The 12,469-nt window shown below is 67.2% G+C and carries 6 protein-coding genes; 1 reads left to right on the top strand and 5 read right to left on the bottom strand.

Annotated features, from left to right (window positions below; all coding sequences use genetic code 11):
• Positions 1 to 16: 16 nt before the first annotated feature.
• A complete protein-coding gene (locus OD750_RS01880) occupies positions 17 to 6,025 on the bottom strand; it encodes an alpha-2-macroglobulin (RefSeq protein WP_263543688.1) in 6,009 nt (2,002 codons plus the stop codon).
• Between the two features lie 248 nt (positions 6,026 to 6,273).
• Here OD750_RS01880 and OD750_RS01875 point away from each other — a divergent pair, with 248 nt between their 5' ends.
• Positions 6,274 to 7,326: an ATP-binding protein gene (locus OD750_RS01875; protein WP_263543689.1), complete on the top strand. Its 1,053-nt coding sequence runs from the start codon at positions 6,274 to 6,276 to the stop codon at positions 7,324 to 7,326.
• A 58-nt stretch (positions 7,327 to 7,384) separates the two neighbouring features.
• Here OD750_RS01875 and OD750_RS01870 read toward each other — a convergent pair whose 3' ends face one another.
• The 4 genes from OD750_RS01870 to OD750_RS01855 all read right to left on the bottom strand — a co-directional run bounded on the left by OD750_RS01870 (position 7,385) and on the right by OD750_RS01855 (position 12,378).
• Positions 7,385 to 8,038, bottom strand: a complete 654-nt coding sequence (locus OD750_RS01870) for a glutathione S-transferase family protein (RefSeq protein WP_263543690.1) — start codon at positions 8,036 to 8,038, stop codon at positions 7,385 to 7,387.
• A 101-nt stretch (positions 8,039 to 8,139) separates the two neighbouring features.
• The gene (locus OD750_RS01865) at positions 8,140 to 11,055 is read right to left on the bottom strand and encodes a TonB-dependent receptor (protein ID WP_263543691.1); all 2,916 of its coding nucleotides are present in this window, start codon (positions 11,053 to 11,055) and stop codon (positions 8,140 to 8,142) included.
• A 120-nt stretch (positions 11,056 to 11,175) separates the two neighbouring features.
• Positions 11,176 to 12,078, bottom strand: a complete 903-nt coding sequence (locus OD750_RS01860; protein WP_263543692.1) for a helix-turn-helix transcriptional regulator — start codon at positions 12,076 to 12,078, stop codon at positions 11,176 to 11,178.
• Positions 12,079 to 12,162: 84 nt separating this feature from the next.
• On the bottom strand, positions 12,163 to 12,378 hold the full coding sequence (locus tag OD750_RS01855; RefSeq protein WP_263543693.1) for a hypothetical protein: 216 nt from the start codon (positions 12,376 to 12,378) through the stop codon (positions 12,163 to 12,165).
• Positions 12,379 to 12,469 lie beyond the last annotated feature (91 nt).

Below are 12,469 nucleotides of genomic sequence, written 5' to 3'. Positions count from 1 at the left end.
GAGGCGGCGGCTTTTTTCATTGCGGACGCTCCACCGTGATACGCCCGCCCTTGCCCTGCGCCTGCACGGTTCGCTCGTACATCGACTCGCCGTACGGCGGCGGCACGACGAAGCTGCCGGCGTTCGTCGCCTTGATGCGATACACGAACTCGCGCACGTCGGTGGTCGCGGTGCCGTAGATGACGACGCGGTCGTCGCGCACGTCGGCGTACTCGGGCATCCACGTCGACGTCGGCAGGCCGACGGAACCGCGCCAGACCGTCTGCGCGTTCGTCGCCGCTTCCGTCGCTTCGGCACCGTCGGCGTTCTCGTCGGGATTCGGCGCCGCCGGTATCTCCTGCACCGGCTCGAAGCCGCCGGGCAGCAGGTCGACGATCGCGACGCTGCCGATGCCGTCGCCGCGCGTCGAGCGGATCTTGATGTGCACGTACACCTCGTCGCCGAGGCCCACCTTGGCGACCGCGCGGCCGTTCGCGTCGGTCAGCTCGCGCACGATCTCGATGCCTTCCTTGATTTCCTTGTCGGGCAGCGTGCGGTCGTAGCCGGTCTGCGCGACCGTGTACCACGCCGAGAGATCGGCCGCATTCGCGATCGACACCGCCGCCGCGCCCGCGCCGAACGCGCCGCGCACCACGAGACCTTCGGCCTTGCCGAGCGGCTTGCTCTTGCCGTCGGCCGCGACTTCCGCGAGCGCGAGATTGTCGCCGCCGAGACTGCCGACGCTCGTCGCGTACGTGTCGAGCGCGAGAATCGTCGTCGCCGACGACAGCGTGTTGAACCAGCCCTTCTGCAGCGCGCGCACGATGTTGGCGAGCGCCTGCGGCGGCAGCGCCTTGGCGCGTTCCGGGAAGTGCCTGGCCACGAGATACAGCGTGCCGGTGTCGCGAATCAGCGGATCGTAGTAGCGCGCGTAGTGCCAGCCCGATTCCTCGGCGGTGCGCTTGAGCACGCCTTCGGGACCGGCGATCAGCTTCGCCGCTTCTTTCTCTTCTTTCAGAAGTTGCAAAGTTGCGGCGACGTACGACGCGGCGATGTCGGTCTTCCACACCTGCGCGTAGCGATCTTCCAGGCGCTGGCGCAGCGTCGCGAGCGCGTTCGTCGTCACCTTGCCCTGGCGCGTCAGCACGTACACCGCGAACGCGCGCTCGCGCAGCCCTTCGAGGCTGCCGTCGCTTTCGTCGGCAGCGAGCTGCGCCACGTAGTTGTTCGCGCGGTCGACAAGATCCTGCGGCACGACGAAACCGCGCTCCTTCGCTTCGAGCAGGAACAGCGTCGCGTACACCGACACGTAGCGCACCGCATCCGGCGAGGCGCTCCACAGGCCGAAGCCGCCCTCGGCGTTCTGGCGCGAGCGCAGCACCGCGACGATCACCTTGAACGCCTCGGCCGGCGTGCGCACGTCGTCGCCGCGCGTCACGAGCTTGCCGAATTCCGGCCGCTTGTCGAACACCATCGCCGGAATCGCCGCGCTCAGCAGCTGCTCGGTGCATTTGTGCGGGAAGCTGTCGAGATAGCTCGCGAGGCCGCGCGCGAGCACCAGCGGCACGTACGACGCCGACGCGTCGCGCTTGGCGTACGCGTCGAACATCGTGCGCAGCGGCTTGACCTGCGCGTCGCCCTTGCCGATGTTGCCGACGGCGACTTCGGTGCGATACGGCACTGCCGGACGCACCGACAGGTCGACCGACATGCGCGCGGCCTTCTCGCCGCTCGATGCGGTGAACTTCAGCGCCGCCGCACCCGGCTCGCCCTTCGCACGCAGGCGGAACACGACGACGCCTTCGCGGCCTTCACCGAGATTGAGCGTCTGCGCCGGTTCGCCGACCGCTTCGACGTCCTTCGTCGGCTCGAGCTTCACGGCGACCGGCAGTTCCTTGCCGGCGAGGCCCGTGAGATTGTTCGCGACGCCGACGCTCACTTCGAACTCGTCGCCCGGCGCGACCATGCTCGGCACGTTCGGGCTCAGCACGAAGTCGCCGCGCACCGTGGTCGAGGTTTCGAACGTGCCGATGCGGTCGGGCGCGACGGCCACGGCCATCACGCGCAGCTTGCCGTTGAACTCGTCGGGAATCGCGTACTTGAACTCGTGCTCGCCGCTGACCTCGACGATGCCCGACCAGTACGCGACCGGCGGCTTGCGCTTCTTCTTGAACGGGTTGAGATGCTTGCCGAGCAGCCCGTCGGCGTCGCCGCCGGGCGCGGCCATGCCGGCGAGGCGCGCGAACTCGGGCAGGATCAGATCGAGAATCTGGCTCGTGGACACTTCCAGCATGCGCTTCTGGAAGAAGTGATCGAGCGGATCGCCGAGCTTGTAGCGCGCGACCTGCAGGATGCCCTCGTCGACCGCGAACACCGCCACGCGCGACGGCGTGCCGGCCGTCACCTTCATCGTCAGCGTGTCTCCGGGTTTGACCCACGCAGGCGACGCCACCGAGAACGCGTTGCGGCGCGCGTCGCGATTGACCGAGAACGGCGCGACGCCGTACGACATCGGGCTCATGAACACTTCGTTCGACGCCGCGTCGCGCACGTACTGCACGTTGACGTAGCCGTTGCCCTCGAAGTCGGCCGGCACGCGGATCTTCTGCACCGAACCCGTCGTCTTCGACGTGAACCACGCGTGCGCGTACACCTTGTCGCGTTCGATCGTGATCAGGCCCGAACCCGCGTACGGCGCGCGCACGGCGATTTCGACGTCTTCGCCCGGCGCGTAGTCCTTCTTCGACAGCGCCAGCTGCAGCTCGGCGTTGCGTTCGAGCGAACGCGCGAGGTTCGCTTCGCCGGCGACGGAGTAGCTCACCTGGTTCAGCGCTTCGCCACGGTTGTTCTTGACCACGAGCGAGTAGTCGCCGGGCTCGCCGGTCGCGAGCTTGAAGTCGATGCCGGCTGCCGGAATCGTCAGCGGTTCTTCCTTGACCGGAATCTCTTTCAGGCGCGATTCGTATTTGTAGACGCCCGAATCCTGCTTCGTCAGCACCGACACGTAGCGGCGCTCGACGAGCACGGCCTTGAGTCCTTCGACCGCCGTGCGCTTCGCGCTCGGATCGATCGCGATGAGGTTGACCGTGCGCACGTCGCCGCGATTGACGTAGTCGAGGTTGTCGATCACCTTCGCGCCGACGAGATAGTCGAGCGACGACACGAGGCTCGCCGCCTCGGCCGACACGCTGCGACCGCCCTCGGGCTCGTAGCCCTTGGCGAGGAAGTGCAGGCGATAGCTCGCCGTGCCGTATTTGGCGAGATCGAGCGGGAACTCGGCCTCGCCCTTGTCGTTCGTCGTCTGCTCGCCGAGCGGTTCGCTATAGCCTTCCTTCGCGCGCTGCGGATCGTGGAACACGTGCTGCGGGTAGCTGCGGAACACCGGCAGCACCGGCGACAAGGTCAGCGTCGCTTCGACGCGGCGGTTCTGCGCCGGCGTGCCGAAGAGGTTCATCAGGCTCACGCGCGCCGACAGGTTCTCGGGCTTGATCCAGCCTTCGATCACTTCCTGCGACAGCCGCGCCGTCGCCTTCATGCGGTCCGGCAGAAATTCTTTCACTTGTACCGTCGTGGAACCGATCGGCTGCGTCAGGCCGTCGTCCTTGACGAGCGACAGGTTGATCGTCCACGAACCGGTCGGCGAGGTTTCCTGCGTCGTGTACGCGAGTTCCTCGAAACCGACCTCGCCCAGACGCAGCTTGCGGCGTTCGACCGACAGGCCGCGCGCGTCGAGGATTTCCGCTTCGAGGGGCACGCCGACGATCGGCTTGGTCCAGTCGGCCGCGCGCACGATCATGCCGATGTGGAACGTGTCGCCGGGCCGGTACAGGCCGCGGTCGGAGAACAGGTACGCGCTGAGCTGTCCCGCGTTGCGCGCGTTCTTGATGCCGCCGACGTCGAAGCGCGAAAAGTCGAGACGGCGGTCGTGGCCGTTGACCGGCAGGAACGACAGGTCGTCGCCCTTCTTGACCACGAACAGCGCCGGCGACTTCTCGCGCGTGTAGCCGTCGAGCGCGCCGAAATGCGCACGGCCGTCGTGGTCGGTCGCTTCGCGCAGCAAGGTCTGGCCGTTCTTGCCGAGCACTTCGATCGACGCGCCGTCGACCGGCCGGCCGTTCGCGATCGACTGCACGAACGCGTCGAGCGTGCCGTCCATGTTCTTCTTGACGATGAGGCCGAGGTCGGTGACGACGATGAAGCGCTTGTCGCTGACCTCCGGATTTTCTTCGGCGTAGACCTCTTCGCCCGCGCCTTCGAATTCCTCGCCCTCGCCTTCGTCGCCGGCCGACTCGTCCGGCGCGCTGTATTCGTCCGGCTTCGCCTCGGCCGGCTGGTCGCTCGCCGGATCGTAGTCGGAGAGTTTGAGCAGGAACACGCCGCGCTTGCCGTCGGCGAGATAGCGGCCGAGATCGACGCCCTCGTAGTGCGCCTTCACCGGATCGTCGGTCGAAAACGCGATCTTCTGTTCGAAGCGGTCGGTGATCTGGTCGGGCGACAGCGCGCCGAGTTCGGGTTTCGCGAACGTGTTCTGGTTGAACGTGACGAGGTGCTGCAGCTGGTCCGGCAGCACGCGCGCGATCTCGAGCTTCATGCCCGGCACGTTGCGCGACACGACCGCCACGCGCTTCTCGCCCGACAGCGACAGCAGCGCGCCGTCGGCCATGAAGCGCAGCATGCGCGCGTAGTCCGGCACGCGCAGCACGTTGCGCTGCGCGTCGGCGAGCTGGTAGCCGCCGAACGCGCGCAGGCCCTTGCCGACCTGCACGTAGACGTAGCGGCCGGGATCGGCGCGATATTTGAAACTCTGCGTCGTCGAGTATTCGAGTTCGGCCGCGACCGGATCGAGCGCGAGCGGCTCCGATTCCTTGAGCACCTTCTCGTCGACCTCGTCGTACGACCAGCTCCACGGCCCGTTGCGTTCGGCCTCCGGCGTCTTCGGGTTGTACACGGGCAACAGCCACGCCTTCGTCGCGCCGACGATTTCCTTCTCGCCGACGGCGCGCGTGAGTTCGAGCAGCAGCACCTGCTCGGGCTCGAATCTCGCATTGTCCACGAGGGTAAGATCGGCGCTCGCCAGGCCCAGGCTGTACAGCCCCGGCACCGAGGCGTTCGCGGTGATCGCACCGACGCTGCCGGTGCCGCCGCGCGCGGCGCGCACGCCTTCGGCGACGGTCAGGCGCACGCTGGTCGGATCCTTCGGCACGGCCAGCGGTTCGGAATGCACGAACGCGTTGAGCTTGAGCTTGTCGTAATTGACGACGAACTTGCGCGGCTCGGGCTTGCCCTTGGCGTTCACCAGCTCGAGCGACAGGCGCTTCTCGAACTCGGCGGTGTCGACCGGGTGCGTGAAGTGCAGCTGCATGATCGTCTTCTTCGCCGCGGCGTCCTGCGGGTCCTGGTAGAACTCCGCGTTCGCGACCGACACGACGAACGGCGCGCTGGAGAAGTCGAAGTGGTCTTCGGGCACGCGCACCTGCGGCGCGAACAGCTTGGCCTTGTCGAAACGCACCTTGAACGCCTGACCGACCGGCCAGTCTTCCTTCGGCGCGAAAGTGAGCGCCTTGTCGCCGTTCCACGTCCACGTGCCGGCGACCGGCGGCGTCATCGCGATGCCGTCGGCGACTTCCTTGCCGACCTTGTCGATCGGCGCGACGGAACCGCTGAACTGCACCTGCAGCGGCGCGACGTCGGTCGGCTCGGACTCGTAGTTCGTCGTGCGCGGCGCCGTGACGGCGAACGTCACGGCGACGGGTTCGGGCGGTCGCGGGCGGTCGCGCCAGGCGCGATAGCCGAACCAGCCGCCGCCGACGACCAGCGCGAGCGTACCGACGACGGCCGCGGCGCGGCCCGGATTCGCGCGGACCGCGTTCGCGCCGGCGACGCCGCCGCGTTCGATCGCGAGCATCCATGCGGGCGCCTGCCAGTTGACGCGTCCGACGACGAACGACAACGCCACACCGAGCATGCGCAGCAGAAAAACGACGAAGCGCCACAGCCCGACGATCAATGCGACCGGCAGGCGAACCAACGCGCGCAGGAAATCCATGTCTTCCCCCGAGTGAACGAACCGCGCCGCAAGGCGGCGCCGAAAACAGCGACAAACGCGGCAATGGTCGGGAAACGAACGCAAACCCGCAAGCTGCGCGTGCCGCGCGACAATGACATCGTTCGGGCATGGCGGTTTGCGGGCGGCGCGATGACGGTTCGTGGAAGGAGTCGGTGCGGGTGCTGGCGCCGCCCGAGCGTTCGCCGAACGCGGCCCGTAAAATAGGGAACCGACAGGCGGAGAGGCCGATGGATGCCACACCTTCGAAGCCGTTGACGTTCGGCGAAGCGATCCGCCGGCGCCCCGGCATGTATCTCGGCGATCCGGGGCCGGAAGCGTTGCAGCATCTGATCGACGAACTCGTGTCGAACGCGATCGACCAGTTCCTGATGGGACGCGCGTCGTTCGTCGGCGTGCGCGTGCACGACGACGGCGGCATCGAAGTGACCGACGACGGCCCCGGCCTGCCGTTCGACGAACCGGCGCCCGGCGGCAGCGCGAGCCTCGCCACGCATTGGTTCACGACGCCGCATTACACCGCGCGCGCCGACGATCACGCGCCGCACGTGCATCTGCACAACCGCTCGGGCGTCGGCCTTGCGCTCGTCTCGCACTGCTGCACGTCGCTCGTCTGCCGCAGCTGGCGCGACGGCGCGCAGTGGGAACAGGCGTTCGCGATCGGCGAGCCGGTCGACGCGCCGCGCGTCGTCGTGCGCGGCGACGGCCGCGGCACGTCGATCGTCATGCGACCCGATGTCGATCTCGTCGAAGCCGCGTCGCCGGCACCGGCGCCGCTGCGCGCAAGCCTATGGCAAGCCGCCCATCTGTTCGCGGGACTCCGGGTGCACTGCAACGACGAGGTGTTCATCGCCCGCGAGGGCCTGCGCGACCTTGCGCAACTGCACGACGACACCGCGATGATCCGACGCGCAGAACAAGGTCCGCCGCAAACGTTCCACTGGCACGGCCGCTGCGGCGACTACGAGATCGATGCGGCGGCGAGCGGCTGGCGCGGCGTCGACACGTATTGGCACACGTGGATCAATGGCCGCGAGACGCCGTTGCACGGCGAACACCGCAATGGCTTTGGAGACGCGCTCGCCGCAGTGGGCTGGCAGCCGGCGTCGGCGATGCTGCACGTGATCGCGCACGATCCGCGCTATGCGCATCCGACGCGCGACGAGTACGTGTCGCCGGGTGCGCGCGAGGCGATACGCGCAGCGCTGACGGGACCGCTGGAGGCATTCTGTCGAGAACGAGGGATCGGGCGTCACGATCCGAAGCGCGGGCCGATCACGTAGGGAGCCGACGCGATCGATCCGGTTTCTGCCATCCCTTGGTCGACGTGACGCGCGGTCTCTAATCCCTCTCCGGCGCCCCCAACGGAAAGTACGGCCGAAACGGCCGCGCCTCGTCGATCGCGCGCTTGAACGACGGCCTCGCATTGAGCCGCTCGCGATACGCTACGACGTTCGCGTGCGCCGGATCGATCCGGTGCACCCAGTCGGCGTAGAACAGCGCCGGGCCCGCCGCGCAGTCGGCCAGCGTGAACGTCTCGCCGCTCGCCCATTCGCGGCCGGCCATGCGCTGATCGAGCCAGCGATACGCGGCCTCGAGTTTGTCGCGCGCGTCGGCGACGCCTTTCGGGTCGCGCTCGTGTTCCGCGCGCAGCGCGTCGTACACCACCGCCTGCATCGGCGTGTGCACGTAGTTGTCGAAGAAGCGGTCCATGAAGCGCACGTCGAGCGCGGCCTTCGCGTCATCCGGCACGAAGCGCGTCGCGCCGCGGCGGAACGTATCGAGGTATTCGATGACGATCGTCGCCTCGATCAGCGTCATGTCGCCGTCGACGAGCACCGGGAACTGCCGGAACGGCCAGAGCTTGCCGAGTTCGTCGAAGTCGTCGGGCGTGGCGACGAGCTTGAAATCGAACGGTGTGGCGTTCTCGTACAGCGCGATCAGCACCTTCTGGCAGTACGACGCGAACGGATGGGCGTACAGCAGCGGCGTCATCGCGGTTTCTCCGGGAACGATCGGAAGAGCATGCGCCGATCGCACGCAAACGAAAAGGCCGGCTTGCGCCGGCCTTTCTTTTTCCACAACCGCCACTCGTATCAGAAATCGTAACGCACCGAGAAGCGGGCCGAACGCGGCGCCTGGAACGACAGCGGGACGCCGTAGGTCGACGAGATCTGGCCCGGCGCGTCTTCGCCCGTGTCGTTGACCGACGTGACCGTGTGCCGGTTGAACAGGTTGAACACGTCGAGTTTGAGCGCCAGACGGCCGTCGGCGAAGCGCGGACGGTATTCGAGGTTGACGTCGAAGTTGGTGATCCACGGCGTCGTGCCGATCGAACCGCGCGGCGTGAGCTTGCCGTTGCAGTAGAAGAACGCCGCCTCGTAGCTCGCCGCCGCCGGTTCGAGATCCGGATCGTCGAGGTCCGGGTAGTAGCCGAGGCAGTTCTTCGGCCGGCCCGACTGCAACAGGAAGTTGCCGCCGATCGTCCACTCTTCGGCCGGCTTGTACGCGCCGAATACCTTGAACGTGTGGCGGCGGTCGTTCGGCAGATTGCCGTAGGCGCCGTTCATCAGCTGCGGGAAATCGAAGTCCTGCGTGACGCCGGCGTCGTCCTGACCGATGTCCGACTTCACGTAGCCTTCGGTGTTGCCGTAGCTGTGGCCCCAGGTGTACGAGCCCTGCAGGAACCACTTGTCGTCCCAGCCGCGCTCGAAGAACACTTCCAGCGCGTTGTACTTGCGCTTGGCCTTGTCGAAGCGCAGGTCGGCGGCCGACAGATCGACGCGGTCGAGATCGCCGTCGTTGTCGATGTCGACGTCGACGCTGACGTCTTCGCCCGGATTGAATACGACGCAGCCGGGAACGTTGACGGCGCTGTATTCGACATTGTTGCGGTCTGCCCAGCGCGCGAACGGCAGCTTCGAGCAGAAGTCGTCGATCGCGCTGCCGAGATTGCGGTGGATCGCGCGCACGCCGACCGACCAGTTGTTCGCGAGCTGCTGCTGGAAGCCCAGGATCAGCTCGTCCTGGTACATCGCCTTGAGGTTGCGGTCGGCCACCGAGCGCGGGTTCGGCACGACGCCGTTGGACGTGTAGACGCGGTCGCCGAGCTGCTGCCCGATGATCGGCACGCCGGTGACCGGGTCGATGCCGGTGAACGTGTAGTACTCGTTCCAGCCGGTTTCGCTGCCCGACGCGCGCACGTTGGTGTTCGCGGCGATCGGCAGGTGGTAGCGGCCCGCGCTGCCGAACACCTTGCGCGTGGAGTCGCCGTTCGTGTCCCACGAGAAGCCCAGGCGCGGCGCGATCTGCGTCGAGAGCTTCGCGAACGTCTGGCCGGCCGGGTTCTTGTTGTCGAACGCCTCGTTGCGCAGGCCCGCGTAGACGAGCAGGTTGTCGTTGACTTTCCAGTCGTCCTGCACGTACAGCGCGCCCTGTTTGATGTCGACCGAGCCGCCGTTCTGCGTGAAGCGGCGACGCACGATCTGCGTCACGCCGTCGGGAATCGGCGCGCCGTTCGGCGCCACGCCGCCCGGCGTCGCGTCGTTGTAGCGGTAGTAGATGCCGCCGACGTATTCCTGGCCGCCGACGGTGTTCCAGTCTTCGCTGTCGTAGCCGAAGCCGATGCTGTGATCGCCGAGCACCCATTCGCCGTCGACGCGGAACTGGCGGCGACGGTCGCCGGAGTCGAGGCGCTCGGCGAGGCCGTCGTCGTCGACCCAGCAGCCCGACACGTGATCGACGCCGGTGCGCTGATCGATCACGAGCGGGCAGTTGCCGCCGGTCGCGCCGGTGCCGGCGCCGTAGCGCTGGTACTTGCCGTAGCCGTACAGCGCCGACAGCGTGAAGTCGTCGCCGAAGTAGCCCGTGTACTTGGCGATGTAGTTGTCGCCGCCCTCTTTGAGGCGCAGATTTCCGCGCGGCGTTCCGGCGCCCTGGAAGTCGTCGTGATTGAGCACTTCGACGTCGGACGTGCGCTTGTCGGAGAAGCCGGTGAATTCGAGGATCTGGTTGTCGGTGAGGTTCCAGTCGAACTTGGTCAGCCAGAGCGGATCCTTGTCCTCGTACTTGTAGTATTGACCGAACGAGCGGCTCAGGCTCCGGTCGGTGTCGGCGCTGCGCTCCTGGTACAGCGCGTAGAAGAACAGTTTGTCCTTGACGATCGGGCCGCTGACGTAGCCGGCGTACGTGAGCGCGGTGTTGCTCTCGTTGTCGTTGCGGTTGTAAAGCTCGCCGTCGCGATCGTAGATGTTCGGGTTGTCCGACAGCAGCGAATCGGGCGCAAAGTAGAGACTGCCGCCGGCCTTCCACTCGTTGCTGCCGCGCTTCGTCACGATGTTGACGACGCCGCCGGTAGAGCGACCGAACTCGGCGCCGTAGCCGCCGGTCTTGACCTGCGTTTCGGCGATCGCCTCGAACGGCAGCTGCGCATAGGCGACGCCCTTGAAGATGTTCGTCACGTTGAAGCCGTTGACGAAATACGCGTTCTCGGCCACCGACGAGCCGCCGAACGATGCGAGGTTGCCGAACGCGGCGTCGCCCTTGGTCGTACCCGGCGCGAGCAGCGCGACCGACGTGACGTCGCGCGCAACCGGCAGCGTGTTGACCTGTTCGGCCGTGAGCACGGTGACCGATTCGACCGACGACACGTCGATCGGGTTCACCGCGCTGCCGGTGACGACGATGCTGTCGAGCGTCGCCGCGTCGTTCGCGAACTGCACTTCGCTACCGACGCCGGCGTTGACGGTGACGGTCTTTTCGTTGCCGCCGGAGCTCACCTTGTACTTGCCGGTCGGCAGCGCCGTGACGCGGAAGCGGCCCTGCGCGTCGGCTTCGACCTCGCGCGTGAAACCGGTGTCGAGGTTCTCGATCGTGACCTTGCCGCTGGCCTGGCCGAAGATCGAACCGGCGCTCGTCTGCGCGAACGTCGGCTGCGCGAGCGCGAAGCCGAGAGCCAGCGCGAGCAGCGTGCGGCGAACGCGGGGGCGCCGCGATGTGTTGTAATTTCTCATACTTCTACAATCCTCTTTGGGACGTTTCCGGTGGTCCGGCAGTCGGGGTGAAACGCAATGTCAATGTGAACGGAACGTTACGACGCGCAGCCGCCGCGCGCGGAGGCTGTGCGGCAGAACTCATGCGGCGTCGGATGCGCATTCGCGTGCGGACATCGCCGCGGCCGGCGCGTGCTCGCGGCGGTAGTCGCCGGCGGTGATGCCGTAGCGGCGGCGAAACAGGCGCGCGAACGTGCAGCGGTTGTCGAAGCCGGCGACGAGCGCGATCTCGGCAATCGCGAGACGGCTTTCGCGCAGCAGGCGGCGCGCTTCGTCGAGCCGGCGGCGCATCAGGAAATCGTGCGGCGTTTCGCCAAACACGGCGTCGAAGATGCGGATGAAGTGCCACGGCGAATAGCTCACGACCGCGGCCAGCGCACGCGTGTCGAGATCGACGCTGCTGTTGGCGACCATGTAGTGCCGCACGCGCTGCAGCCGCGCGTAGACGTTGCGCCGCTGCTGCAGCGTGCGGCCGGGACACGCCTCGACCTGCACGCGGCGCGGCTCCTGCCAGTCGATCAGCTCCTGCAGGAATTCGCGGCGCAGCGACGCGGCGAGCGCGTTGCCCTCGCCGCCGGCGCGCAGCGCGCGAAACAGGCTGCGGCGCACGCGCGGCGGGCATGCGCCGAAACCGGGCAGCAGCGCGGCCGGCGTCAGCTCGCTGGTCGCGCGCTGCAGCGCGCGCAGCCAGGCATCGTCGGTGCCGTTGACCATGCCCCAGATGCCGCTGCCGACGCGCACCGGAAATACTTCGACCGCGCCGTGAAACGCGCCGGCCTCGCCGCCGCGCAGGGCGAGCACCCCGTCGGCGGTGCGTACGCAGACGCGACCGCGGCCGACGACGACGAGCGTCGCGCCGCTGTCGAAGCCATGGCGCTGGCCGACACCGGCCGTGAATTCGAGATCGCGGCGCGCGGCGGCGATGCGATCGACCGACCGGGCCGGCGTGCGAACGGGAGCAGTGATGTCGTGGGCGAGTTGCATGGCGGACCTCCTTGAACGAGGCCCTTAAGTACGACGCGCTTCGTGATTTAGTCCTGAGACCCGCCTTAATTCGGCGGCAGATTTTCATGAAAGCCGCGGTTTCAGATGTCTTTCATCTTTTTTTGCGAAGTCCGCGCGCATCGCCGCAACGAAAGTCACGGTGACTTTCGGGCTACGTCGGGCGAGCGCGGCGCGCTTTTCGAACGGCCGCAACGAAAAAGCCGGCGCGAGGCCGGCTTGATCGAGTTTGCCGATGGAGAGGCTATCGACGTAGCGGTCGACGCGCAGCGACTGATGCAACGCACGTCTCGGCGTCGCCCGCTCACCATGACGTACATGGATGTACTAATGCCGCGGGCGCAGGATGCGCAGGAGCGGCCAATCCTTTCCC

The sequence above is a fragment of the Tahibacter soli genome (genome assembly GCF_025717065.2).
GTDB classification, from domain to species: Bacteria; Pseudomonadota; Gammaproteobacteria; order Xanthomonadales; family Rhodanobacteraceae; genus Tahibacter; species Tahibacter soli.
Note: the sequence above shows the minus strand (reverse complement) of the source record. Positions and strands in the feature narration are given on the sequence as shown.

What these genes read in the sequence shown, in the direction of transcription:
- OD750_RS01880 (WP_263543688.1), bottom strand. Translation starts at nt 6,025, where the DNA reads ATGGATTTCCTGCGCGCGTTGGTTCGCCTGCCGGTCGCATTGATCGTC.
- OD750_RS01875 (WP_263543689.1), top strand. Translation starts at nt 6,274, where the DNA reads ATGGATGCCACACCTTCGAAGCCGTTGACGTTCGGCGAAGCGATCCGC.
- OD750_RS01870 (WP_263543690.1), bottom strand. Translation starts at nt 8,038, where the DNA reads ATGACGCCGCTGCTGTACGCCCATCCGTTCGCGTCGTACTGCCAGAAG.
- OD750_RS01865 (WP_263543691.1), bottom strand. Translation starts at nt 11,055, where the DNA reads ATGAGAAATTACAACACATCGCGGCGCCCCCGCGTTCGCCGCACGCTG.
- OD750_RS01860 (WP_263543692.1), bottom strand. Translation starts at nt 12,078, where the DNA reads ATGCAACTCGCCCACGACATCACTGCTCCCGTTCGCACGCCGGCCCGG.